Raw genomic sequence first — 24,198 nt, 5'->3', positions numbered from 1 at the left:
GAATATGAACATTTATATCGAAATATTACTAGTATTATTGGCATTTTTCTTTGTCGTATTTTTAATTGGGCAAGTTAAAAAGAATAATGGTTTAGTAGATATTGCATGGGGACTGGGCTTTGTTATTGTTGGGGTTTATAGCTTTTTTGTAAGTGAATTTCAATCAGAACGTGCAGCAGTCGTTACAATTTTAGTGGCCTTATGGGGACTTCGTCTAGCGTACTATTTATTCCGTAGAAATTGGAGTAAAGATGAAGATTATAGATACGTGAATATGCGCAAACGTTGGGGTACGACTAAATCGAAGTACGTGAAGATGTTCTTGAATGTATATCTCCTTCAGCTTATCCTACTGTTTATCATTGCACAGCCCATCATAACGGTCAATAAATCCTCGGAAATGGGATTAGGCTGGTTAGATTATATTGGGATAGCAATATGGATTATTGGATACATTTTTGAAGTAGTAGGTGACAGTCAGCTTAAAGCGTTCATAAGCAAACCGGAGAATAAAGGCAGACTGATGAAATACGGATTGTGGAAATACACACGCCACCCAAATTACTTTGGAGAAGCAACGATGTGGTGGGGGATTTTCATTATCTCGCTATCCGTTCCAAATGGTTGGATCGGTTTTTATAGTCCGCTAATTATTACATTACTATTGCTCTTTGTATCGGGAGTTCCATTACTTGAGAAAAAATACAAAAAACATCCGGAATGGGCGGAGTATGAAAGAACAACTAGTAAATTTATCCCAATGTATTCCAAACAAGTTTAAAGTTATTGACGGACTATTCTGGATGTACCTTTCTGTTCTCTGTTTTATACTTCAAATGTTATAATGAAATTTAAATGTTTAGAAGCAGAATTTAGAGAAGAGGATAGTTATGAATAAAACATCTATATATGGATTAACATTAGATCAATTAATAGAGTGGCTTCATGAACGTGGCCACAAAAAGTCTCGAGCGTTACAGGTTTGGAATTGGTTATATAGAAAGCGTGTTACGAATTTTGCAGATATGACAGATATACATGAAGAATGTATTCAATTATTGCAAGAACATTATACGATACAAACCCTTACGGAACATGTAAAGCAAGAAGCAGCCGATGGAACGATGAAGTTTTTGTTTAGGCTGCAAGATGGCAACTTGATCGAAACGGTTATGATGAGACATAAATATGGTATTTCCGTTTGTGTGACGACGCAAGTAGGCTGTAACATCGGCTGTAGCTTCTGTGCGAGTGGCTTACTTGCAAAGAGCCGCGATTTATCAAGCGGAGAAATCGTCGAACAAATTATGAATATTCAACTGCATCTAGACCAACTGGAGCAAAAAGATGAGGTTAGTCACATTGTCGTGATGGGAATTGGTGAGCCGTTTGATAACTTTACAAATCTGTTAGACTTCCTAAACGTCGTGATTGATCATAAAGGATTGGCAATAGCTGCTAGAAAGATAACTGTTTCTACGAGTGGTATTGTCAATAAAATTTATGAATTCACGGATACGAAAATTCCGGTAAATCTAGCTATATCCTTACATGCACCAAACAATGAGCTACGTACTAGAATTATGAAGATCAACCGTGCCATGCCAATTGAAAAGCTAATGGAATCTCTAAAATACTACTTATCAAAAAACAATCGAAGAATTACGATTGAATACATCCTACTGAAGGACGTAAATGATACGAAGGAAGTAGCTGAGGAGTTAGCCGATTTACTTCATGACATAAAAGATCAGTTATATGTCAACTTGATACCGTATAACCCTGTCGATGAACATAGCCAGTATCAAAGAAGTGAACAAGCATCTGTATTGTCGTTCTATGATACGCTGAAAAAGAGAGGCGTCAATTGCAAAATTCGTCAAGAACATGGAACAGACATCGATGCTGCGTGTGGTCAGTTGAGAAGTAAGCAAATGAAAAAGGAAAAAGTACGGTAATTAGCGTATTAACTTTTGATAGTATTAGCTAGGATATCACTTAATAAGCACTCAGTTGGATTTTCATCAAGCTGAGTGTTTTTTCTATGTTATTTAATTGGAAAAAGGAAAACTACATCTTTATTTGGCGAAAGATGGCATTTATTTTATGGACAGCAATTTTAATGTTACGATAATAGAATAATACTAATGTTGGGGGAGAGATTCTGTGTTTTTGGATAAGCTGAAGAAGGAGCTAAATGATAAGCAACCGCTTTTTATAGGAGAGGAAACGGCACTACGTTATGCCGTTTTAATACCCCTAGTACAAGTGGATGGCGAATGGCATGTGCTATTCGAGGTGCGCTCATTAACGATGAGAAAGCAACCAGGGGACATCAGTTTTCCAGGTGGTCGAATCGATCCAACAGACGCATCTCCAATGGAAGCGGCAATTCGAGAAACCCACGAAGAGTTAGGTGTCGATCCAACATGTATCAAGGTGTTGGGGCAGATGAGTGCATATATTGCCTCTCCATCATTTGTTGTCTACCCATTTGTGGCAACGATCGACCATCACGAAATCGAATCCTTTAACAAAGACGAGGTCGAAGCGGTATTCACGATCCCCGTTAACTGGCTTTTAAATCATGAGCCCTATATGCATACAGTTTCTGTACAGCCAATGCCTCCGATGGATTTCCCATACGACAAGATTTTCAACGGAGACAAATATCAATGGAGACCTCGTGCAATTGAGGAATGGTTTTACGAGTATGGAGAGTATACAATTTGGGGTCTGACAGCTAGGGTATTGAAGCATTTTGTGGAGACGATAAAATAAATGGTTCCCTGTGTAGGACACTATTCTGAATAGTGTCCTACACAGGGAACATATAAAACACCGATTCCGAAAAGGAATCGGTGTTTTCGACACATCTATTCTTTGCTGATAAATCCAGCTTCTTGAAGGAATTCTTTAGCTACAAGTTCAACCATCTGTCCTTCATTGTCTACTTTAGCATTCATCTCTTGCATTGCTGTTTCATCAATTTTACCTGCTAATTCAAGGAGGACTTCGCCAATTTCAGGGTACTGTTCCAATACCTCTGTTCGAACGAGAGGAAGAGCATGATATGGTGGGAAATAACCTTTGTCATCTTCTAACACACGTAAATTATACATTTGTAGCTGACCATCCGTTGTATAAGAGTTAATAACGTCTACCTCTTTAGCATTGATGGAGCGATACATAATCCCGTGATCCATTCCCTTTACATCCTTGAACTGAAGATCGTATTCTTTTTGAAACCCTGGTAAACCATCAGGACGATCGATAAATTCAAAAACCGCGCCGAGTATAAAATCATCGGAAACTTTTGCGAAGTCACTAAATGTTGTTACTCCCAATGATTCAGCCTCTGCTTCATCAAGGGCTAATGTATACGTATTGTTAAAACCAAAAGATTCAAGAGCAGTAATATCATCAGCTAAAACTAACTCTTTTGTCTTTGCCAACGTTTCATCGGCATTACCGGTAGTTTCTTGATAATAGTTAATAACGATCGTACCAGTATAGTCTGGAATAACATCTATTTTTCCATTTAACATAGCAGTCCAAACGACATTAGATCCACCAAGGTTTTCTTTATAAGTTACATTAATACCTGTTTTTTCTTCGATTAATTGGCCCATAAGATTAGAGAGAATGATACTTTCCGTATTGTTTCTAGACCCTATTATTAAGGCATCCTCTTCTTTGAATATACAGCCTGATAGTGTAGTAACTAAAAGAAGTAGTGCTAAACATTTAATAAAAGTTTTTTTCGTCATATGATCACCTTATTTTAACCCTTCTGGCGTCGTCCAACGTTCTAGATAAGTAAAGAAAATTTCTAAAATTATCGCTAATAACGCCGCTGGAATAGCACCTAGTAAGATTAATCCGTCTATACCACGAGTAATCCCAAGGAAGATGAAATCTCCAAGACCACCAGCACCGATAAACGCTGCAAGTGTAGCAGTTCCTACATTAATAACAGCAGCAGTACGTACACCGGCCATAATCATTGGAATCGCAAGAGGAAGTTCTACTTTTATCAACACTTGAAGACTTGTCATACCCATACCCTTCGCAGCTTCTACTGTTGCTTTATTGACATCTTTAATACCGGTATATGTGTTTCTTATAATTGGAAGAAGAGAATACAGAAATAGAGCAGCAATTGCTGTATTTACACCAATACCGAAAATAGGAATCATAAAACCTAATAGTGCTAAACTCGGAATGGTTTGCATAATTCCCGCACCACCAAGTACTACTGTTGATAGCTTTGGAACACGTGTTATTAAAATTCCTAAACCAATTCCTAGGACAATTGCGATTAGCATAGAGAAGAAAACTAATTGTATATGAACAGAAGTTGCTTCTAGTACCTCTGTCCAGCGCATTTCTGCTTGTTGCATAAACTGTTCCCATATATTTAAATTATTCATTTATACCCTCCAATTCTGTCCACTGACTGGACAAAGCAGTGAGTAATGTCCCACGAGTCACTATTCCAACTACTTTTTTTGCTTCATTTAAGACAGGTATAACCCCGTATTTAACACTTGGCATCATCATAATTGCATCTTTTGCTGTCGCTGTTATGGTCAAGGTATGTTCAGGTACTATTAGGATTTCTTCGATTGACTGAATCGAATTCATTTTTTTTATTAATTCATAGGCAGAGATGAGCCCAATGAATGAATCATCCAGATCATTTTCAATAATTAAAGAAGTAATTTTTTGTTGACGCATCATTAATAATGCTTTTTCAGGAGAGAGATTAAGTAAAGAGGTAACAACTCTTGTTGTCATTACACTGACCACAGGCATCAGTTCTGGGTTTTGTATAATTCTATCCTTACCGATAAATTCCTCGACAAAGTTGGAAGCAGGTTCTTGTAATATTTTCTCTGGAGTATCTATTTGGAGTAAATTTCCGTCTTTCATAATCGCAATACGATCCCCAAGCTTTAACGCCTCATCCATATCATGTGTCACGAATACAATTGTTTTCTTTAGTTTTCTTTGCAAAGTTATTAATTGGTCTTGTAGCTGATCTCGAGTTATAGGATCTAATGCACCAAACGGCTCATCCATGAGAAGGACACGAGGGTCAGATGCCAGTGCTCTTGCCACACCCACACGCTGTTGTTGTCCTCCCGAAAGTTCTTTGGGATAACGACTACCGTACACTTCAGGGTCAAGGTCAACCATTATGAGTAACTCTTTCACTCGAGCTTTAATCTTCTCTTTGTCCCAGCCTTTTAACTCTGGAACAATTGCAATATTTTTTTCGATTGTATAGTGTGGAAAAAGACCAATTTGCTGGATAACATATCCGATATTACGCCGTAATTCTGAAGGGTTTAACTTCGTAATGTCCTTTCCATCAATAGATATAGTCCCGTTTGTGTGCGGAATCATTCGATTAATCATCTTCATTGTGGTTGATTTTCCAGAACCACTAGGTCCGATAAGAACTAAAAACTCACCTTCTGGGACTTCAAAACTCACTGAATCCACAGCTTTAAAGCCATCCGTATATACTTTGCTAACATGTTCGAATTTTATCATAAGTACCTCCTTGGTTAATAATTATTTAAATAGAAAATATTTACATTAATTTGGCGCACAAAAAAAGGACTACCTACAATTCCTTTGGGAAAGTGAGGTGTCTCTATGCCATTGCTAAGACATACAGCTAATGATTCAAAATGTGGTTTTATCAAAATGATAACTACCTTTGACGAGAGAAGTAAATAGCAATTGGTGCTGAACTTGTGATCAGCATAGAATGGTTTCACGTAGAGTGTGAATAGAAAAGTGATGGGAGAAAATCGTCTGGTTTTTTAGAATAAAATCATTTATATAAATATTTCCTTTATTAAGGGTAACACTATTTTCCTAGTTTTGCAAAGGTGCTTCCAATTAGTTTCCAATTACGAAAGCAATTAGTTTTATAGAAAGTTAGATACTGTAGTAGGTAGTTCATGTTAAAGTCGTGTATTGCTTGCGATTCTAAGCGTAAGTTCGGTAAGATGAAAATAAGTATAATTTCTATGTTACAGCTAGAGGAGGTTCAACATTGAAAAGAACTGGTACAGTGCTGATGTTTATAGGAGCAGTGATGCTTGGTATTTTTATGTTTGCAGATTTAACAATGGATTTTGGTCTGTGGATTACAGGCTTCTTAGTTAGCATGGTCGTTGCAATTTCAGGAACAGTAATGTTAATCATATATTTGGCAAGAGGCATTAAAGCAGATAAAGCATCAAAAAACGATTCCGAGTAGGAAATCGTTTTTTTTTATTCCTTATGCTTGTGAAACAGCAAAAAAAGTTTTATTGAGGGTGCCAGATTCTTATTACTTTTAGTGTTGTGTAAGAACCTGTTTCCCATTTTGGAGAATTACGTCCACCACATCTGACTGATTGAATCTTTTACAATAATGGGTTTTAAATTTTCGACTGCTTTCGTAAATCCCTCTTCGATCGACATTAACCCATCCTCATGTTCGATACTTACTACATAATCATACCCATATAATCGTAGAGTACTAATAATATCTGCCCATGTTTTTTGATCGTGCCCAAAACCAACAGATCTAAAATACCATGCTCGGTCACGCATATTGGCATATTCGGTCATATCTGTAAGTCCGTTTCGGTTCACATTTTGCTGATCGATAATTGTATCCTTTGCATGGAAGTGATGGATGGCATTCTCACGTCCAAGTATTTTAATGGCCTCCACTGGGTCAATACCTTGCCACCACATATGGCTAGGGTCAAGGTTAGCACCAATCATATGCCCGCAAGCTTCTCTTAATCGTAATAGTGTAGCAGGAGTATGTACAGAGAAACCGCCATGTAGTTCTAAGCCGATCTTTACGTTAAGTGATTGTGCTAAATCATTTTTTTCTTTCCAGTATGGTATCAGTTTTTCTTCCCATTGCCATTTTAATACTTCTTGGAAATCGTTTGGCCAAGCAGCTACTGGCCAGTTAGGATAAAGGGCATTTTCATGATCTCCCGGACATCCTGAAAATGTATTAACTACTGGCACACCTAGTTTGGATGCGAGATGCATAGTTTTCAAAAATAATTCATCAGCAGGCTCTGCAATTTGTTTCTGTGGATGTAGTGGGTTTGAATGGCAGCTTAGTGCGCTGATGATTAATCCATGATCACTGATTTTTTGTTTAAAGCTCTGTAATTTCGTATCATCATTTAACAACTCATCCACTTTACAGTGAGCATCACCAGGATATCCCCCAGTACCTAATTCAATTGCTTCTATTCCTTTAGAAGAAACATAGCTTAACATATCTTCAAAACTTTTATCGGAGAAGAGTACCGTAAAAACACCTAATTTCAATGAAACAACCTCCTATATTTATCAGAATATACTGTAATGTAAACCGTTACATTATTAACATATATAAAATGTTCAAGGAAATCAATAGTTTTTTCTAATGAAAAAATAAATATTGACGCATAATTCAGAATATAATAGTATGTAAATGTAAACGATTTCATTTTATTCTATGATGAAATCAGAGAAAGTGAGACTAAGTAGATGACAAACATCCAACAAGTAGCAAAACAAGCAGGGGTATCTGTAGCTACAGTATCCAGGGTACTAAACGGACAAAATACAGTTTCGTCTAAAACACGAATTAAAGTAGAAGAGGCTATAAAAAATTTAAATTATGAACCTAGTATGTTAGGCAGAAACCTAAGAAATTCAGAAAGTAGAATTCTATTAATATTAATTCCGAGTATTTCTAATCCATTCTATTTAGAAATTATTAAGGGAATAGAACAAATTGCACTGAGTCAGAATTACAATATCCTGTTATGTGAAACAGATTCGAATCCGGAAAAAGAAAATATTTATTTTGACCTTGTTAGAAAAAAGATGGCTGATGGAATTATTTCAATGGATCCCGCAGTTAATATCGAAACACTAAAAGAGTTAGCAGAAAAGTATTCCATCATTCAATGTAGTGAGTATAACCTCGATAGTGGGATTCCCTACGTAACAATAGATAATGAAGAAGCATCCTATCGGGCGGTTAAACATTTAATACAAATCGGGCATAAAAAAATTGCCCTAATGAATTCCGACGAGAAATTTTTATATGCGAGACAGAGGGAAATGGGTTACCAACGAGCATTAGAAGAGCACGAGATCCCCATGAACGATGATTATATTATTTATACAAAGCATCTAGGATTTGAGCATGGACAGCAAGCTGTGAAAAAGATATTAGCAATACAGGATCGCCCGACGGCAATATTTGCAGTTTCGGACCTTTTGGCAATCGGAGCACTGAAAGAAATAAATGCATCTGGATTGCATGTACCTAAGGATATAGCGGTAATAGGCTTTGACAAAATCGATTTTTCTAATATGACAAATCCTACACTCACAACGATTGCTCAGCCTATGTATAAGATGGGGACAGTGGCGGCGGAAATGTTAATTGATAAGATCAGAGGGAATGATGTGGATAACGTCATATTGAATTATGAACTAGTTCTTCGAGAGTCTACATGAGAGTTTACAACTAAGATTAGCGCTCTGTTATTAAAAGAAATTAATTAATAATAGAGCGTTGCCCTTAGTTTCACATGTAATCGTTTACAAAAGGGGGACTTTTAAAAAACAAAGGGGGAATGGTGTTGAAGAAGTTTCTAATTCTATGTTTATCTTTAGTAACAGTTTTTAGTTTGGCGGCTTGTAGTGATGATACGAATTCTGCAGATGGAAAAGAAGGCGATACTCTAAAAATCGGTATTTCTTTACCTTCTGCAACACATGGATGGATGGGAGCACTAATTGATAGTGCTGAGAAGCAAGCAAAGGCACTAAAAGAAAGTGATGGCATTGAATATGTGATGACAAATGCCGCTGATCCAAATAAACAAGCAAATGATGTAGACGATTTAATCGCACAGGGTGTGGATGTTATTGTCATGCTTCCAATTGAGTCTGCAGCACTTTCACCTGTAGGACAAAAGATTAAAGATGCAGGAATTCCTTTAATAATAGTAGACCGTGAGCTTGAAAATGATGCAGCTACAGTTGTTGTAAAAGGGGATAATGAAGGTATCGGCGTTAATGCCGGTAAATATTTTGTAGAAAAGTTAAATGGAAAAGGAAAAGTTGTGGAAATTTCCGGACCACCGAGCTCAGTTACAGAACAACGTGGCTCAGGATTTAAAGAGGCGATGGAAAGTGCAGAAGGTATGGAAATAATTGCTTCACAGAGTGGTGACTTTTCTACTGAAAAATCGCTAGAAGTGATGGAAAATATTTTACAAGCACATCCGCAAATAGATGCGGTCTTTACACAGGATGATGGAATGGCACTTGGTGTCATACAAGCTATTAAAGAAGCTAATCGTACAGATATTCAATTTGTAACAGGTGCTGGTGGCGGTAAAGCGGTATTTGAAGATATCAAAGCAGATGGTTTTATGAGTGCTACATTCCTTTACTCACCAACGATGGTAGAGGATGCCGTGAAAATCGCGGCCGATATTGCAAAAGGGAATGAACCAAAAGAATCTATGGTCATAAAAGAAGCTACTCAAGTAACAAAAGAAAACGTCGATGAGTTCTATGATTCGGAATCTAAATTCTAAATGAATATTAGGAAATACAATGGTTGTGAAAACAGTTGTTGTATTTCCTATTTTCCTATAGTAGGAGGGAAAAATACCATGACTCAAAATCTTTATATAACTATGGAGAACGTGAAGAAGTCATTTAATGGTGTACCTGTTTTAAAAAACGTGAATCTTCAAATTGAAAAAGGAGAGATTCATGCATTGTTAGGTGAAAATGGTGCCGGGAAATCTACTTTAATGAATATTCTAGGGGGAGTTCATCAGCCGGATAGTGGCTCTATTTACATAAACGAAAAAGAAGTCAAGATGACCAATCCAAGGATATCTCAGGAGCAAGGGATTAGCTTTATCCATCAAGAACTAAACATGGTATCTGATCTCAAAGTTTATGAAAATATGTTTTTAGGTTCCGAACTTCGAAACAAAGTAGGATTTTTAAAAGTAGAAGAGATGTGTAGGCAAACACATGAAATATTAGCTAGGCTTGGAGTGGACATAGACCCGAAGGAATACGTAAGAAATTTAGCAACCTCCTATAAACAGTTGATAGAAATTTCTAAGGCACTGCTTCATAAATCTACCGTTATTATTATGGATGAACCTACAACCTCATTAGCTGAACATGAAGTGAATCGATTATTTGAGTTAATGAAGAACTTAAAGAAATCAGGAATTTCGATTATTTATATTTCCCACAAACTGAAGGAAATCAAGGAAGTATGTGATCGTTATACCGTATTACGTGACGGGGAAATGATTAAAAGTGGTAATGTCGAACAAGAAGACCTAGATACAATTACTAAGCTAATGGTTGGTAAGTCGATTTCTCAAAATCGTTTTGTACATGAACATTCATTTGGCCAAGTAATGTTAGAAGTGAATAATTTAACAAGTCTAGGATTATTTAAGAACATTCATTTTAAAGTGAAAAAAGGAGAAATAGTAGGGTTTACTGGTTTGGCGGGAGACGGAAGGACAGAGCTTTTTGAAAGTTTATTTGGATATCGTAAAAAATACACTGGTGAAATAAAAATCAATGACCAGCTGATAAAAATAGATCATCCTCGAAAAGCGGTCGAAGCCGGTATAGGTCTGGTTCCAAAGGATCGCAAAGAAAATGCGATTATTAAAGACTTAAGTGTGATTCATAATATGAGTTTATCATCCATTGGAAATTTTGAGAAATCAGGATTTATTCAAGATAATATCGAAAGGGAAAAATTTCAGTATTATAAAGAGCTGTTGAACATCAAAGTACACAATCCAAGTATCACAATTGATAAGTTAAGTGGTGGTAATCAGCAAAAAGTCATCATCGCCAAATGGCTTGAAGTCGGAGCAGATATTCTAATCTTTGATAACCCTACCCAGGGCATTGACGTTGGAGCGAAGCAGGAGATTTATCAACAAATCGTAGCATTAGCTGAGCAAGGCAAATCGGTGATTATATTGTCCTCAGAGGCACCAGAAGTAATGAGAATTTGTCATACAATTAATGTGATGTACCAAGGAGAAATAACCGCACGATTTAAAGGTGAAGAAGCGACGGAAGAAGAAATTATGATTTATGCAACCGGCTCAAAAAGGGAGGCCGCTAAAATTGGCTAATACAAACGTAAAAGAGTATAACCCGCAAGTTTCAAATGCAAAAAGTCGTCTTACATGGCTGTGGTCCGAATACAGTGTCATAATTGCATTCATTATTATTTTTATCGCATCTTCTATTATGAACCCAAGATTCCTTGATATTAATAACCAGCTCAATATACTAATGCAGGTTTCTATTATTGGAATTGTAGCGTTAGGTATGACAGTCGTTATGCTGTCAGGTGGTATCGACTTGTCGGTTGGATCAGTGTTAGCGTTAGTTGGTGTCATGACTGTTTTAGCGTTAAATGCTTCAGGGAGTATATTGATTGGAATTTTTACTGCATTAGTAGTTGGTTCCTTTGCAGGATTCTTGAATGGATTAATGGTTGCAAAAGGAAGGATTGCCTCCTTTATCGCTACATTAGGTATGATGGCAGCAGCGCGCTCCATTGCGTTGTATATTGCAGAGGGTGGAAGCGTTTCAGGAGAAGTGAAGGGGTTTACTGCCATCGCGAATAATGATTTATGGATATTTGATTATCCCGTCATTATTTTCTTCGCTATGACTGCATTGGTTTATATTTTGATGCACAAAACGAGATTTGGAAGATATGTGTATGCACTTGGAAGTAATGAAAAAGCTGCTATGCTTTCCGCAATTCGGGTTGACCGTATAAAAATTGCTGTTTATAGTTTGGCGGGATTATTAGTAAGTGTAGCAGCTATCATTGAAACGTCACGCTTAAATTCTATTTCATCTTCAAGTTCAGGAGTTCAATATGAGCTAGATGCGATTGCTGCCGTTATAATAGGTGGTACTAGAATGACAGGTGGTCGTGGTAAGATTATTGGTACACTTTTCGGAGTACTGATTTTAGGTATTCTGAATAATATGATGAATTTAATGAACGTATCTCCGTACCTACAAGGGTTTGTAAAAGGACTAATCATAATTATTGCTGTAGTATTCCAAAAAAGAGAGTAGGAGTAATCATATGGGGATAAAGGTAGGTATTATTGGATGTGGGTCGATTACTAAATTGCGCCATGCACCAGAATATAAAGCAAATCCATTCGTGGACGAAATCGTTTTTTATGATCGAAATCCTGAGCGAGCAGAGGCATTAGCGGACATGTTTGGTGGAACAGTCGAACAGGATGCGGATAAATTATTAACAGATCCCATGATTCAAGTAATTAGTGATTGTTCTTCGAATGAATCTCATCATATATTTTCAACAAAAGCACTATTGAACGGGAAGCACGTTCTGTGTGAAAAACCAATCTCTCTTACGATTGAACATGCAAAAGAAATACTGGATGCCCAAAAGAAATCCGGGAAAAAGTTTATGGTAGATCACAATCAACGTTTTACTCGTGCGCATCAAAAGGCAAAAGAAATCATACAAAGTAAAGAGCTTGGTAAAGTGCTGACTTTCAGAACGACATTTGGACACTCAGGACCAGAACAATGGGGTATTAATAAATCTAACTCCACCTGGTTTTTTCAAAAGGAGCGTTCGGGCCTAGGTGTTGCTGGAGATTTAGGAATCCATAAGATAGATTTATTACATTATTTATTAGATGATGAAATGGAACAGGTAAGTGCCTTCCAGGGGGCACTAGACAAAGTGGATGAAAACAACGAACCGATAGAAGTATGCGATAATATCGTATGTAGTTTAAAAACGAAAAAAGGACGTATAGGTACTGCTGCATTCTCTTGGACGTATTATGGAGAAGAAGATAATAGCACTATTATCTACTGTGAAAAAGGTATTGTGAAAATCTATCATAGTGATCAGCACCAATTAGAAGTGATTACGAAAGATGGAGAGAAGGTACAATACCAACTAGAGAATATCCAAACGAATAACAACCAAACAAACAGTGGGGTAATCGATGCCTTTATCGAAAGCATCCGTATGGATCAGACTCCGCTTGTTACTGGAGAAGATGCACTTCTTGCTCTAAAAGTTATTTTAGGTATTATAGAAGCAGCTGAAACGAATACGGTTGTAACTATATGAAATAAGGTTCAAATTGAAAAATTTACAATAGACAAAGCCGTTTTCTGATTGAATAGAAAATGGCTTTTATCTATTGCTTTTCGGTAACTCCTTGCTGAAATCACGAAGAAACTCTTAGTCAGCTTTTTAAGTTTGATAATAATACTTGCAGTTTATTTGGAAACAATATATCATTTAAATCGTAATCGTTACTATTTATGAATTCAATCAGTAGCGTTGAATGGTCAGGGGGAAAAATGGAGAATAGAATACCTGTAACAATATTAAGTGGATACTTGGGTTCAGGAAAAACAACTTTACTTAATCATATTTTACAAAATCGTAAAGGGCTTAAAGTGGCGGTCATTGTAAATGATATGAGCGAAGTGAACGTTGATGCTTCTTTGGTAAAGCAAGGTGGTTTTTTGCGAACGGAAGAAAAGCTCGTTGAACTCCAGAATGGGTGTATTTGTTGCACGCTTAGGGAAGATTTAATCGTAGAAGTGGAGAAGTTGGCTCAACTTGGAGAAATTGACTATATTGTAATTGAGTCTTCTGGGATTAGTGAGCCCGTTCCGGTAGCTCAGACATTCACTTATATTGATGATAGTCTGGGCATCGATTTATCAAAGTTTTGTAGACTTGATACTATGGTAACAGTTATAGATGCAAATGGATTTTGGCAGAATTTTTCATCTGGAGAAACGTTGCTGGACCGTAAAGAAGCAGTGTCTGATGACGATGTACGGGAAATAGCCGATTTACTTATTGATCAGATTGAATTTGCCAACGTGCTAGTTTTAAATAAGGCTGATTTAGTTGATGAAGAGACAATTGGTGAGTTGAAGGCTGTTCTTAAAAGTTTGAATCCAGATGCGAAAATCAAAGTGACAGTAGACGCGAATCTTGCTTTAAACGAAGTGTTGAATACAGGTCTATTCGATTTTGAAAAGTCTAGTCAAGGTGCCGGGTGGATTAAAGAGTTAAACGAAGAACATGTGCCTGAAACCGAGGAGTATGGTATTGCATCTTTTGTTTATCGAAGTCAAAGACCTTTTCATCCAGAGCGACTAATGAGTTGGATTATGGAATGGCCGGTTGAAGTAATACGAGCTAAAGGATTTCTATGGTTAGCAACTCGGGATGATACGGCAGTATTACTTTCTCAGGCAGGTCCATCACTTGGTATAGAGGGAGCTGGAAAGTGGGATATGGACTATGGCATCAAGATGACAGAACTGGTTTTTATCGGGATTGATATGGACCAGCAACAAATCACAGCTGACTTAAACCAATGCCTGCTAAAAGAACATGAGTATGTACAGGATTGGAGTAGTTTTTCAGATCCACTACCTGCATTTGAAATACAGATGAAAGAGGAGGAAATAAGATGAGAGTGAATATCACATTGGCCTGCACAGAGACAGGCGATCGTAATTACATAACGACCAAAAACAAACGGAACAATCCAGAGCGTATTGAATTGAAGAAATACTGCCCAAGACTTCAGAAGGTAACGATTCACAGAGAAACGAAGTGAAAATTTTTTGCGTGATTTTAAAGCGTAATGATTACGATATATAGAGGGATTTAAATGGCGAAAAAATCGAAAGTAGCAAAAGATAAAAAGCAGCAGAAAATGGTTGCTCTTTATGCGGAACTACGTAAAGAATTAAAAGATAAAGGGGATTACAGGGCGTTAAGCAAGTTACCCAGGGATTCTTCTCCATCACGGTTGAAAAACCGCTGTGAATTGACCGGCAGACCGAGAGGATATATGCGCAAATTTAATATGTCACGTATTGCTTTCCGAGAGCTAGCACACAAAGGGCAGATCCCTGGTGTTAAAAAAGCAAGTTGGTAATCAAGTTAAAGTGAATTAACGAATAATAAATTTTTCGTTGAGAATTGAAGAATTAAATCTGGGAAGAAAAGAAACGGAGTTACCTAATAGATGGAATCGATTGGAGAGGTTAACAACTAAATCAGTAAACAATGTAATGTAAAAAAGTAGAATGAATTAATTCTGCTAAATGGAGAAGATCAACAAAAAATGAGATCAATATTGATCTCATTTTCACTAAAAATTTATTTAATCCCTTGTTAACTCTTGTCCGATGAATAAAATAGTTTCGCCTGAAGAATTTCTAGTGCACGTTCAATATCATCTAAATCTTCTATTGAAGCATTTTCTATTCGCTTTAGAAAACGAGATTCTATAGTTGCAAAAGCTTCGTTCATCATGGCTTCTCCATCACTCGAAAGACGAATATATTGTTTTCGTCGATCTTCGGTATCATTTAATTTCTCGATTAAATTTTTCTTACTTAACTTGCTTAGCTCACGACTTGTGTTCGGCATTGACATGTTTTGGCAATCGTTAATTTCACTTGGAGTCACAGGTTGACTAACTGAAATATATTCGAGAATGTTATATTGAACCTGCGAGATTGAATCTGACTTTGCGTTTTTTGTCAATTCCTGTGTTACTCGATGAACAGAAGATGTAAATGATACTAATTTATAAAAAAGAGCATTTTTGTCCATTTTCCTCACCTCTTATAGACAAGGTAACAAAGATATTGTCAAAAAACAATTATCATTTGATAATTAAAATATCACATGTTATTATTTAGTTATCAAATGATAATAAAGAGGTGCGTTATGAAGTTGCTACTAATTTACACATATCCAAACCACAATAGCTTAAACTATACTTTTTTACAAAATGTAATTATGGGAAGTAACGAAAACCCCAAGGTAAAGGACTTACAAGTTTTAGATTTATATGAAGAAAAATTTAATCCACTTCTAGTGTTCAATGAACAAAAGCGAAGACGTGATATGCATACTGATCCTAGTCTTGAAAAATATAGGGAACAATTTATGTGGGCTGACAAGATTGTTTTTATCTATCCGATTTGGTGGGGAAGACCACCCGCAATGCTATTAGGGTATGTAGATCAATTATTTTCTTCTAATTTTGCCTATAAAGATAAGAAGGGACTTTTCCCGGAAGGACTATTGAAAGGGAAGTCCGTGGTATGTGTGTCTACCATGAAGGGGCCAGCTAACTATCCATTTCTTTGGTTAAACAATGCCCACAAAATTCTAATGAAAAGAGCCTTATTTAATTTTGTAGGTATCAAGAAAGTTAAGTTCTTTGAGTTTGGAAATATGGAAAGTCCAAAGGGAAATCAAAAGAAAAAGTTAGAAAAAGTCTATAATTATTTTAAAAAGATAGAGCACTAAGAATCCAAAACCTTTTTAACCGAGAAAGTCTAAAGAAGTTAAAGGAGATTAGAACACTCTAATCTCCTTTAACATCTACCATAAACCATATTCATCACATAATCTTGAGAAGCGACTCCAATCAAAACTTCACTTAACATCCGCAATTGTCAGTTAATCTGCCATCTTGGGCTAGTGCTGAAACTGGAAAGTTCATTGCTTGCCATGCTGCAATACCCCCGGTTAACTCTTTAACTTGATAATCCTTTTTAAATTTATCCATTCAAAATTTCACCTCCAGTTTTTCAAAGAAATAAGAGAAGTTTAAGTGTGAAAAAACTTAGTTATACTATAGAAAATTATAGTAAGTATCGAAGCTATTAATTTTGAAAAAATAATCATGGATTTTTTAGAACAGGAGATAGTAGACGTGAAAGAATTCAAAGTTACGTACTTTTTTGATGAAGATCATTATATTAGAAGGTTCATCTATGCCGAGTCCCAAGAAAAAGTGGAAGAACTAATTCAAAATGAGCGGGATGGATATATTTCATTTACAGATAGCAGAGAGATATATCATGAACTAAATACGAGGAGAGTTCGAGTGACTCAAATAGCAGAATATCACCGAATAGATAAAACGAAAAAAGCATCAGGGATTGATAAAATCTGATGCTTTTTTATTGGGAATTGGTTCAGGAGCTTAGTAATATGGTGGTTTAGAACAAACAGTAGGAAACCTTAAAAGGACAAGACGCATGAGCGTATCTTATCTTTTCACTTCATAATGAAGCTCAGCAAATTGGTTAAAACGATTAATACTCTTTAGAGTAAGCTCCGTCTCAAAATCCACTTCTTTAAACAAGGGAATTCCTTTTCCGATTAGAACTGGGGACACTGTAATAATCATTTCATCCACTAATTTATCGTTAATGAATGAGTGGATTAAATCTCCTCCGCCCATTACCCAAATATTTTTTCCTTCTTTATTTTTTAATTGATTCGTAAAGTCGACTACATTTTCACTAAAGAATTTAACGTTCTCATTATCCTTACTAACGGTTCTAGAGAAAACATAGCATTCCTTACCTTCATAAGGGAAGCTTTCTGATTCTTGTTCGAGAAGCCAGTCGTATGTGCGTCTACCCATTATTACAGTATCTACTGTGTCATAGAATTCAGAATATCCATTATCACCTTCACCTTCCACCTTAAATAACCACTCTAAAGAGTCATCCTCTGTGGCAATATACCCGTCTAAGCTTGTGGCAATGAACAATACAATTTTTCTTTTATTAATCATAATAAACTCCTTTAGTTAGATTTCTAGAAAGACCTGGATCAAACAGGTCGAAGATAAGAGAATTCTGGTCATGGCTCTTTTATAAAAGAAATATAAAGGTACCCTGTGTAAGATACAACTCAGAAACAATTCCAAGTAGTGTTGAAGTTGTGTGTTACACAGGGAGCATATTTTAGTCCCATCATACAATACTTTCTGGAAATTATCCTTTTAAACTTGTCTCTTTAAATTTTCATCCTACATGATAGGTAAAGATTAACTGGACAGATATAAGCTTACGTAAAAAGGTGATTTTTTTATGGGAGAAATAGTTGAATCCTTAAGTTTTAAAAGAAAAATGTTAGAAGTGAATTTTTTAGGGAAAAGAAATATTAAGAAGAAAAATTGGAAGGTGAATGTGATGAAAAAAGAGTCTAATCATGAAAAGGATAACTCCAATCAAGAAGATCTAACTGTGGAGCAAGGAAAGCCTAATGAGTTAAGTGACCAACAGAAAGAAGAACTTCAAGTGAAAGATGGCCAAAATGATCATCATGTGGATGAACGTGGCGGAAATTAATAGGATGAAATAAAACACTTTTCGTTAGGTACAGACAATACCTAATACGAAGAGTGTTTTTTTCTATTGGGATAAAATTAGAAGAAATTTAATCAAAGCAATTTTCACAGTCATGAGTTAATGGCTTCCTGTGTTAAAAATAAAGTCAGTTAAAATAGTTAAATATTGTGATATTATGAAGGTAATTAGAATTAGCTAAGAGGAAACTATATTCGAAAAATAGGTATTTTGAGGAGAGATTAAAGTGACGGGATTTGCTAAGAAGTCATTTTTAGAAAGAGTGAAATTAGCTTTAAAGGATAAGGAAGAACTAAAAGTACCGGTTCTTATAAAAGAAGGTAGAACTGCTCAAAAAACAATCGATAAAATGCAAATTGATTTGGAAAAAGAGAAGTCATCTGAAGCTCAAAAAGACTTAGTAAATAAAATTAAAATCTTTGAATTAGGATTATCCGGTGAAAAAAGTGTTCAATTTGAGCTAATGAACGCATTTATTCCTATTCATGTTTTGCATGATCTTTACTTGGAACATGGTGAATGGAAAGCCCAAATTGACTTTATTGTTATAACACGAAAATTTATACTCGTTGTCGAAGTGAAAAATTACTACGGGAACATTCATGTAACAGAACAGGGAGATTTTATACGGAATGTCATGAAGGGGGAAAAGGTAGTTTTTCAAGAAGGATTTTACAGCCCAATACGCCAAATAGAAAGACAAACAGAAGTATTACGAACCTTATTGAAGGAGCATGGGGTAATAGGGGACAAGACGCCTATTAAACAAGTAGTTGTGTTTACTAATAACAAAACAATACTAGACTTGAAAAAAGCAAAAGAGAATATACAAGATAGAATTGTACGTGTAGATGGATTAGTCGGATACATATCAAAGGAATTAAAGAAACCTTCACCTGTTCAAATTTTAGATAATCGTATGTCTGATATAAGTAATTTTCTAATGGAGTCTCACATCGAAAATGAAATAGAAAAGACCGAGGATACAGTAGAAATGAAACTATTAGGTGAAACAGTAGAAGCTATGGAAACTACACTAGTAGAAAATTCTCCGACTGTATCAGGGCTAGAAGAGGCGTTAAGAAAATTTAGAAAAAACAAAGCAACAGCTTTAGGTATGAAAGCATTTCATATATTTTCAAATCAGACTCTAGACGAAATTGTTTCAAAACAACCTACTACTTTGATAGAACTATCAACAATAAGAGGTATTGGTGATAAAAAGATAGAGGAATTTGGGAGTGAAATAATTGAAGTTATTCAGAGACATGGTTCGAAAGATTGAAAGTCAATTAGATTTAACAATTGAAGCTTTACAACTATTGGAGGATTAATGCAACACTCTGGCTTATTATGTATAACCGAGGGACCTACACCGAGATAGATATATGAGTCTTACCCTCGCTACTAATTTAGAAATGGTATAAAGGTAAGTTTGTGCAGTCCAGTAGAAAAGGAAAAATAGCGAGGTAGACAAATTAAAGAGCAATACTTATTGAAAAATAATTACTAAAGGTCAGAGGAACTGTTTTCTTCGTACGGAAGTAAGGGATGAAGAAGAAAACAGCTTCGTATATTTCAACCTTTTCCAATTTTATATGAAAATTAAGTTGTGAAACTGTTGAAAGTCTGCCAAACCTCTTGTTTAGCAAGTGGAGGATAAGTGGATATAAAGTTCACAATGATTAAGGGATTATTTAGATCTGGGTATAGGTGGAATAAAAACCTGTCACCATATCGAATAGCTGTTAAAGCAAATGGTAGTTCGCGTCGGAAAACTTCATCTCGTTTTGTTGCTGTAGTTAAGTCGTACTCTCCTTGATCGATATATAGAAATACATTGAAATATAAACAATTTTCATGTGTTACCCATTCACCTAATACTTCATCTCTCATTTTAGGATTGACTTTATCCCACGCAAACTGGGTTCCAATTGTTAAGAATAGTTCTCCAGTGACATCAGAATGAGTTAGTGTGTATTTTCTAGAAATAATCGGCTCCGTAGCGGTGACACAATCCCTGTATTCAACAGAAAGTTTTTCTGAATTGAACTTACTCATGCCATTAACCCCAATCGTTTATTTATATGTATATGCTGCCCTTTTGTGTGGGGCTGGTAAAAAAAACCGTGGAATTTAAAAAATAAATGTAAGAGTACAGAGAAGTAGGTCAGTTCTAAATCATTTCCACAATATATTTTTTCAACGACCACTAAAAGTTGCAGAACGGTAGCCAGTAATTGAATAGTAATTACCTAGTAAAAGTGCTTGTCTTACACAACAAGTCAGAGATAAATAGATTCCTTGGGAGGTAATTAATGAATGGAAAAGATAACTAGAAAGCCGTCAAAGAGAGATTTAGAATTATTAGAAAGACTAGAACTACAGCTAGAAGAAGACAGAAAGGGAAATAATAATATACGTGTAGAAAATACAGAGAAGAGAATAGATAAACTAAAATATGAAGTAAATATATTTAATGAGGAAGAGAAATTTAAATATATCGGGGAGTTAATGGAAAACGCATTTCTTGCAAAATCAGATATTGTTCAAGATAGAAATGTTGCGGAAAATCAATACTTTAACATTATTAAAATGGATAAAGGAAATCCAGAGGCGCACTATAGATATGCATTTTTACAGTATAAAAAGAAGGAATGGTTAAAAGCTATTAATGACTTTCAACATGCTCGAGAAATACATAAAAGGGGAGAATCTAATTTTCCTCTAACAGAAGATCAATTTATTAAAGCGAAACTCTTTATTGGTTATTGTGCTGCCCAGTTGGCAAGAGAAACAATAAAAGAAGCAGCTGAATTTAAACCTGGTGTATTAAATATGGAAGTTGAGGGGATTAGTATCGAGGATCTGTTAGACAATTTAAAAGATGAAATAAATAAAACAAATATAATAGTTGTCACAAAAGATGCTCAAAACGGACTTTCACAGGAAGAATATGAAGAAATATTAGATAGTTTAACGGAGAATCAATTATTGCTTAGCTTTTTAGCAGATACCCCTTTTATAAAAAAAGGAAATAGAGAACAACTTGAACTTGGTGGAAAACTTAGTAATACATTAAAAAGGTTACTCTTAAATAGTATAGAAGATTTACCGCTAACTCTACATGAATTAAATGAATATGTGGAAGGTGAAGATGGCGATGCTGAAATAAATTGGGTCAACTATCGAAAACGTGCTCGTTTGTTGAACGAAGCCTTTGCTAAGATTGGTTATGACGAAAATCTTATTTATGCTATTCGTGGTAAAGAAAGATATAAAATAAAGCAAATCGATTTTATTATTGCACTTGGAGAAGAACATCATATTTAAAAAACAGCCATTCTATCGGATTAATTCGATAGAATGGCTGTTTTTATGTTCTGTGACAAGCGTGTCACAGTCCTTTTTATATACTACGAGTACAAACCTAAAGGAGAGATGCAAAATGCAAAACACACAATGGCAATCACTATTCACACGTTACGGATTTCAAATAACTTCAACAGAGAAAGGATTTGACCTAACAGCACTTAACGAAGAAAATAGTCAATTCTTAAAGTTATTCTTGCAACAGTTAGGTGTAGAATTCTACATGATTCAAAATGATCTTTTTATTGATTCGATCCTTGTTACAGAAGAGATTTTTGTGAACAAATTAGAAGAAATGACAGATGGTAGAACAGAAATGCTTTATCAGGTGAGCGACTTACCATTTGCCACATTAGATACGTACATTGCTGGAATGGTAACTCAGCTTAACCGACTAGGATGTATGACGGCTATATCTTGCGATGGACACGATAAACACTCTGCCAGTATTGGTTTTCAAACTGCTGAAGGAAGGAAAAAAGCTCATGTTCTTTTCGACTTTATTGACTTACCTTACCAACATCATATTAGGCAAACTCGACTTCGTGTTAATAGAAAAGACTTACCGACATTTGCAGAAAAATTATCGGAAATTTCATTAGATCAGGCTGCACAAAGATATGAAGAATCTAATGCATTTATTAGTGTAATTGAATTCGAAGCACAACTGGAAACACTTCTATCTATTCCGGGGGCGAGTGGCAATGAAGGACAAATTAGAAAGCATGTCATCGAAGAAATTAAACCGTATGTGGATAAAATAGCAATTGATCATTATGGCAACATATTAGCTACTAAAAGATTTGGTAATGGACCAACCGTTTTATTAAATGCTCATTTAGATACAGTAGAAGAAATAAGTCATGATAGAAAAATACTTAAAGAAGAGAACATTTGGAGATCTAGTGAAGGTATTTTGGGAGCAGACGATCGTGCAGGTATAAACGTTATCTTAGCTACCGCTAAATCTGTAACAGAAAAGAATTTTAAGGGAACTATCAAATATATTTTCACTGTGGAAGAAGAGATTGGATTAGTAGGTGCATATGAAGTAAATGAAACATTCCTTTGGGATGTAGACATGGCTTTCGTCATTGACCGTCGTGGCAACGGAGACATTGTCACATCCAGAGGTGGAATTTCCCCATTTTGTACAGAACGATTTGGACAAAGGGTGGAACGAATTGCAAAACAATCGGGCATGTCTCATTGGAAAACGACTGCAGGAGGTTCAAGTGACACGGCTATCTGGGCAAGTCATGGTATACAAAGCGTAAACCTATCTGCAGGATATAATTTTGAACACACAGACAAGGAGCAACTAGATGTTAAAGCGAATTATGAAACATACGAATTAGTACTGGAATTACTAGAAAACGCTCAAAGACTAAAAGAATCAGCAACGAGAATGATGAGAGTGAGCAAAAATATAGATAGTAATATGGCTAAATAAATCAGCGAAGAGTCCCTTTGTAAAACACAAAAACAAGCAAGATGAAACAGCCTCAGCTACCCTTTATTAGAGTCAAATGAACCTCAAACTTTGACTAACTCAAGAGGGCTTCACTCTTTTAGAAACAATTTTGAGTATATTCTAGACACAGGGAGCGGGCATTATCACAACAAACTCAGTAAGTATTATCATTTTAAAAGTTCTACATATCCTGGTATTAGTTATTTACACAAAGAAGGTATAAAAACAGGTTTAGATATTTGGTTCCGTGTTGAGTTTGATTGGGGCATATATGCTGGATTTGTTGTAGCTGTGAATGGAGAAGCAGGGCAGCAGGTTTTAAGTGAAAAAGAAATAGGCCAATATCTTCCGCATATAGAACCATGTATTGATAATTCGTGGGCTTATTGGGAGTCCCTACCGCATGATGATGAAACACAAGTACCCAATTTCAAGTATCCAAATGATGAGGATTTATATTTTAAGCTTTTTGACGAAGTCTATTTTAAATAATTCATTGATAAATCAATGGATAGAATTGAAGGGATTTTCCGATAGAAGGAGCTTATTGTAAGCCTCTGATTTATTCGTAGCATTACAAATTGTCTCCATTTTCAAATAAATAGCACCAGGAAATTTACATGCATATTGAGCTAATAGTGAGACTAAACCACGATCCGTCTCATTCATCTCTATAATGCACCATCAAAATGCTTTTCAGCATGCATATCCATTTCTTGAACCGTTTTAAAAGATTGATAAGCAATAAGCCGTATGGTAAATAGTCATCTCTTCTTTCCACCAATTCTGTTAATGATAAAGCTTGTCATTATCTAAATAGAAGGGAATACATCTATTAGAGAAAAGTTAATTCTGACAAAAGATCGTTTATTTGTTATAGATTTTAATAGTGGCAACCAAGTTTTTCTTCCTTAATACATCAAAATTACATTTTATTATGGATATAGTTATTTTAGGGGTGATAAGTTTATGTAATATTTTCCTGAACAATGGCGACCGCTATCGTAATATAAAGT

The 24,198-nt window shown here is 35.6% G+C and carries 27 protein-coding genes; 19 read left to right on the top strand and 8 right to left on the bottom strand.

Annotated elements, in window-relative coordinates; genetic code table 11:
- Window positions 1-4: 4 nt before the first annotated feature.
- The 3 genes from MHI40_RS16775 to MHI40_RS16765 all read left to right on the top strand — a co-directional run bounded on the left by MHI40_RS16775 (window position 5) and on the right by MHI40_RS16765 (window position 2,781).
- Window positions 5-781 carry a DUF1295 domain-containing protein gene (locus tag MHI40_RS16775; RefSeq protein ID WP_340763618.1) on the top strand — a complete coding sequence of 259 codons (777 nt, stop codon included), beginning with the start codon at window positions 5-7 and terminating at the stop codon, window positions 779-781.
- Window positions 782-890: 109 nt separating this feature from the next.
- On the top strand, window positions 891-1,958 hold the full coding sequence (rlmN, locus tag MHI40_RS16770; protein WP_340763617.1) for a 23S rRNA (adenine(2503)-C(2))-methyltransferase RlmN: 1,068 nt from the start codon (window positions 891-893) through the stop codon (window positions 1,956-1,958).
- Window positions 1,959-2,166: 208 nt separating this feature from the next.
- On the top strand, window positions 2,167-2,781 hold the full coding sequence (locus MHI40_RS16765; protein WP_093538232.1) for an NUDIX hydrolase: 615 nt from the start codon (window positions 2,167-2,169) through the stop codon (window positions 2,779-2,781).
- 95 nt (window positions 2,782-2,876) lie between these two features.
- Here MHI40_RS16765 and MHI40_RS16760 read toward each other — a convergent pair whose 3' ends face one another.
- From MHI40_RS16760 to MHI40_RS16750, 3 genes are read right to left on the bottom strand one after another with little or no spacing between them, the layout of a single operon-like run.
- Window positions 2,877-3,770: a glycine betaine ABC transporter substrate-binding protein gene (locus MHI40_RS16760; RefSeq protein WP_340763616.1), complete on the bottom strand. Its 894-nt coding sequence runs from the start codon at window positions 3,768-3,770 to the stop codon at window positions 2,877-2,879.
- A gap of 9 nt (window positions 3,771-3,779) precedes the next feature.
- Window positions 3,780-4,433 carry an ABC transporter permease gene (locus tag MHI40_RS16755; RefSeq protein WP_340763615.1) on the bottom strand — a complete coding sequence of 218 codons (654 nt, stop codon included), beginning with the start codon at window positions 4,431-4,433 and terminating at the stop codon, window positions 3,780-3,782.
- Window positions 4,426-5,562, bottom strand: coding sequence for a betaine/proline/choline family ABC transporter ATP-binding protein (locus tag MHI40_RS16750; protein WP_340763614.1), 1,137 nt, complete (start codon window positions 5,560-5,562; stop codon window positions 4,426-4,428). Before MHI40_RS16750 ends, MHI40_RS16755 begins: the two co-directional genes overlap by 8 nt.
- Window positions 5,563-6,073: 511 nt before the next feature.
- Between MHI40_RS16750 and MHI40_RS16745 the strand changes: the two genes are divergently transcribed.
- Window positions 6,074-6,280 carry a hypothetical protein gene (locus MHI40_RS16745; RefSeq protein ID WP_340763613.1) on the top strand — a complete coding sequence of 69 codons (207 nt, stop codon included), beginning with the start codon at window positions 6,074-6,076 and terminating at the stop codon, window positions 6,278-6,280.
- A 116-nt stretch (window positions 6,281-6,396) separates the two neighbouring features.
- Here MHI40_RS16745 and MHI40_RS16740 read toward each other — a convergent pair whose 3' ends face one another.
- On the bottom strand, window positions 6,397-7,365 hold the full coding sequence (locus MHI40_RS16740) for a sugar phosphate isomerase/epimerase family protein (RefSeq protein ID WP_340763612.1): 969 nt from the start codon (window positions 7,363-7,365) through the stop codon (window positions 6,397-6,399).
- A gap of 201 nt (window positions 7,366-7,566) precedes the next feature.
- Between MHI40_RS16740 and MHI40_RS16735 the strand changes: the two genes are divergently transcribed.
- From MHI40_RS16735 to rpsN, 8 genes are all read left to right on the top strand, one after another.
- Window positions 7,567-8,550, top strand: a complete 984-nt coding sequence (locus tag MHI40_RS16735; protein WP_340763611.1) for a LacI family DNA-binding transcriptional regulator — start codon at window positions 7,567-7,569, stop codon at window positions 8,548-8,550.
- Between the two features lie 125 nt (window positions 8,551-8,675).
- Complete coding sequence (locus MHI40_RS16730; RefSeq protein ID WP_340763610.1) at window positions 8,676-9,641, top strand: substrate-binding domain-containing protein; 966 nt, start codon at window positions 8,676-8,678, stop codon at window positions 9,639-9,641.
- Window positions 9,642-9,719: 78 nt separating this feature from the next.
- Window positions 9,720-11,234 (top strand): sugar ABC transporter ATP-binding protein, encoded by a 1,515-nt coding sequence (locus tag MHI40_RS16725; protein ID WP_340763609.1) that lies wholly within the window; start codon window positions 9,720-9,722, stop codon window positions 11,232-11,234.
- A complete protein-coding gene (locus MHI40_RS16720) occupies window positions 11,227-12,201 on the top strand; it encodes an ABC transporter permease (protein ID WP_093538241.1) in 975 nt (324 codons plus the stop codon). Before MHI40_RS16725 ends, MHI40_RS16720 begins: the two co-directional genes overlap by 8 nt.
- Before the next feature lie 10 nt (window positions 12,202-12,211).
- Window positions 12,212-13,246 (top strand): Gfo/Idh/MocA family protein, encoded by a 1,035-nt coding sequence (locus MHI40_RS16715; RefSeq protein WP_340763608.1) that lies wholly within the window; start codon window positions 12,212-12,214, stop codon window positions 13,244-13,246.
- A 236-nt stretch (window positions 13,247-13,482) separates the two neighbouring features.
- The gene (locus MHI40_RS16710; protein WP_340763607.1) at window positions 13,483-14,619 is read left to right on the top strand and encodes a GTP-binding protein; all 1,137 of its coding nucleotides are present in this window, start codon (window positions 13,483-13,485) and stop codon (window positions 14,617-14,619) included.
- A complete protein-coding gene (gene rpmG, locus MHI40_RS16705) occupies window positions 14,616-14,765 on the top strand; it encodes a 50S ribosomal protein L33 (protein WP_340763606.1) in 150 nt (49 codons plus the stop codon). The genes MHI40_RS16710 and rpmG overlap by 4 nt, the downstream gene beginning before the upstream one ends.
- A 54-nt stretch (window positions 14,766-14,819) precedes the next feature.
- A complete protein-coding gene (gene rpsN, locus MHI40_RS16700) occupies window positions 14,820-15,089 on the top strand; it encodes a 30S ribosomal protein S14 (RefSeq protein WP_340763605.1) in 270 nt (89 codons plus the stop codon).
- 239 nt (window positions 15,090-15,328) lie between these two features.
- On the opposite strand, the gene MHI40_RS16695 is transcribed toward rpsN, so the two are convergent.
- Window positions 15,329-15,772, bottom strand: coding sequence for a MarR family winged helix-turn-helix transcriptional regulator (locus tag MHI40_RS16695; protein ID WP_340763604.1), 444 nt, complete (start codon window positions 15,770-15,772; stop codon window positions 15,329-15,331).
- A gap of 117 nt (window positions 15,773-15,889) precedes the next feature.
- Between MHI40_RS16695 and MHI40_RS16690 the strand changes: the two genes are divergently transcribed.
- Entirely contained in the window at window positions 15,890-16,477 is a 588-nt protein-coding gene (locus MHI40_RS16690; protein ID WP_340763603.1) for an NAD(P)H-dependent oxidoreductase, read from the top strand.
- 133 nt (window positions 16,478-16,610) lie between these two features.
- Here MHI40_RS16690 and MHI40_RS16685 read toward each other — a convergent pair whose 3' ends face one another.
- Window positions 16,611-16,739 (bottom strand): hypothetical protein, encoded by a 129-nt coding sequence (locus MHI40_RS16685; protein WP_340763602.1) that lies wholly within the window; start codon window positions 16,737-16,739, stop codon window positions 16,611-16,613.
- 147 nt (window positions 16,740-16,886) lie between these two features.
- Between MHI40_RS16685 and MHI40_RS16680 the strand changes: the two genes are divergently transcribed.
- On the top strand, window positions 16,887-17,129 hold the full coding sequence (locus MHI40_RS16680; protein ID WP_093538349.1) for a hypothetical protein: 243 nt from the start codon (window positions 16,887-16,889) through the stop codon (window positions 17,127-17,129).
- 96 nt (window positions 17,130-17,225) lie between these two features.
- Here the strand turns inward: MHI40_RS16680 and MHI40_RS16675 are convergent, their stop codons facing one another.
- Complete coding sequence (locus MHI40_RS16675; RefSeq protein ID WP_340763601.1) at window positions 17,226-17,759, bottom strand: dihydrofolate reductase family protein; 534 nt, start codon at window positions 17,757-17,759, stop codon at window positions 17,226-17,228.
- A gap of 298 nt (window positions 17,760-18,057) precedes the next feature.
- Here MHI40_RS16675 and MHI40_RS16670 point away from each other — a divergent pair, with 298 nt between their 5' ends.
- Together MHI40_RS16670 and MHI40_RS16665 are read left to right on the top strand one after the other, a co-directional pair.
- Window positions 18,058-18,318 (top strand): hypothetical protein, encoded by a 261-nt coding sequence (locus tag MHI40_RS16670; protein WP_340763600.1) that lies wholly within the window; start codon window positions 18,058-18,060, stop codon window positions 18,316-18,318.
- 244 nt (window positions 18,319-18,562) lie between these two features.
- Complete coding sequence (locus MHI40_RS16665; RefSeq protein WP_340763599.1) at window positions 18,563-19,621, top strand: NERD domain-containing protein; 1,059 nt, start codon at window positions 18,563-18,565, stop codon at window positions 19,619-19,621.
- Window positions 19,622-19,941: 320 nt separating this feature from the next.
- On the opposite strand, the gene MHI40_RS16660 is transcribed toward MHI40_RS16665, so the two are convergent.
- On the bottom strand, window positions 19,942-20,397 hold the full coding sequence (locus MHI40_RS16660; RefSeq protein ID WP_340763598.1) for a staygreen family protein: 456 nt from the start codon (window positions 20,395-20,397) through the stop codon (window positions 19,942-19,944).
- Between the two features lie 261 nt (window positions 20,398-20,658).
- On the opposite strand from MHI40_RS16660, the gene MHI40_RS16655 reads away from it, so the two are divergent.
- The 3 genes from MHI40_RS16655 (at window position 20,659) to MHI40_RS16645 (ending at window position 23,674) form a co-directional block, all read left to right on the top strand.
- Window positions 20,659-21,669, top strand: coding sequence for a hypothetical protein (locus tag MHI40_RS16655; protein WP_340763597.1), 1,011 nt, complete (start codon window positions 20,659-20,661; stop codon window positions 21,667-21,669).
- 115 nt (window positions 21,670-21,784) lie between these two features.
- Window positions 21,785-23,161, top strand: a complete 1,377-nt coding sequence (locus tag MHI40_RS16650; RefSeq protein WP_340763596.1) for a M20/M25/M40 family metallo-hydrolase — start codon at window positions 21,785-21,787, stop codon at window positions 23,159-23,161.
- Between the two features lie 90 nt (window positions 23,162-23,251).
- Window positions 23,252-23,674: a hypothetical protein gene (locus tag MHI40_RS16645; protein ID WP_340763595.1), complete on the top strand. Its 423-nt coding sequence runs from the start codon at window positions 23,252-23,254 to the stop codon at window positions 23,672-23,674.
- Window positions 23,675-24,198: the final 524 nt, after the last annotated feature.

The organism is Psychrobacillus sp. FSL H8-0510 (assembly GCF_038008345.1).
GTDB lineage: Bacteria > Bacillota > Bacilli > Bacillales_A > Planococcaceae > Psychrobacillus > Psychrobacillus psychrotolerans.
The sequence above is the reverse complement of the archived record's forward strand: the minus strand, read 5'-3'. Positions and strand labels throughout refer to the sequence as shown.

Bases quoted from the DNA above. Each gene is read 5' to 3' on its own strand.
- MHI40_RS16775 (WP_340763618.1), top strand. From the start codon at position 5: ATGAACATTTATATCGAAATATTACTAGTATTATTGGCATTTTTCTTT.
- rlmN (WP_340763617.1), top strand. From the start codon at position 891: ATGAATAAAACATCTATATATGGATTAACATTAGATCAATTAATAGAG.
- MHI40_RS16760 (WP_340763616.1), bottom strand. From the start codon at position 3,770: ATGACGAAAAAAACTTTTATTAAATGTTTAGCACTACTTCTTTTAGTT.
- MHI40_RS16755 (WP_340763615.1), bottom strand. From the start codon at position 4,433: ATGAATAATTTAAATATATGGGAACAGTTTATGCAACAAGCAGAAATG.
- MHI40_RS16750 (WP_340763614.1), bottom strand. From the start codon at position 5,562: ATGATAAAATTCGAACATGTTAGCAAAGTATATACGGATGGCTTTAAA.
- MHI40_RS16735 (WP_340763611.1), top strand. From the start codon at position 7,567: ATGACAAACATCCAACAAGTAGCAAAACAAGCAGGGGTATCTGTAGCT.
- MHI40_RS16725 (WP_340763609.1), top strand. From the start codon at position 9,720: ATGACTCAAAATCTTTATATAACTATGGAGAACGTGAAGAAGTCATTT.
- MHI40_RS16715 (WP_340763608.1), top strand. From the start codon at position 12,212: ATGGGGATAAAGGTAGGTATTATTGGATGTGGGTCGATTACTAAATTG.
- MHI40_RS16710 (WP_340763607.1), top strand. From the start codon at position 13,483: ATGGAGAATAGAATACCTGTAACAATATTAAGTGGATACTTGGGTTCA.
- rpmG (WP_340763606.1), top strand. From the start codon at position 14,616: ATGAGAGTGAATATCACATTGGCCTGCACAGAGACAGGCGATCGTAAT.
- rpsN (WP_340763605.1), top strand. From the start codon at position 14,820: ATGGCGAAAAAATCGAAAGTAGCAAAAGATAAAAAGCAGCAGAAAATG.
- MHI40_RS16695 (WP_340763604.1), bottom strand. From the start codon at position 15,772: ATGGACAAAAATGCTCTTTTTTATAAATTAGTATCATTTACATCTTCT.
- MHI40_RS16690 (WP_340763603.1), top strand. From the start codon at position 15,890: ATGAAGTTGCTACTAATTTACACATATCCAAACCACAATAGCTTAAAC.
- MHI40_RS16685 (WP_340763602.1), bottom strand. From the start codon at position 16,739: ATGGATAAATTTAAAAAGGATTATCAAGTTAAAGAGTTAACCGGGGGT.
- MHI40_RS16675 (WP_340763601.1), bottom strand. From the start codon at position 17,759: ATGATTAATAAAAGAAAAATTGTATTGTTCATTGCCACAAGCTTAGAC.
- MHI40_RS16670 (WP_340763600.1), top strand. From the start codon at position 18,058: ATGGGAGAAATAGTTGAATCCTTAAGTTTTAAAAGAAAAATGTTAGAA.
- MHI40_RS16660 (WP_340763598.1), bottom strand. From the start codon at position 20,397: ATGAGTAAGTTCAATTCAGAAAAACTTTCTGTTGAATACAGGGATTGT.
- MHI40_RS16655 (WP_340763597.1), top strand. From the start codon at position 20,659: ATGGAAAAGATAACTAGAAAGCCGTCAAAGAGAGATTTAGAATTATTA.
- MHI40_RS16650 (WP_340763596.1), top strand. From the start codon at position 21,785: ATGCAAAACACACAATGGCAATCACTATTCACACGTTACGGATTTCAA.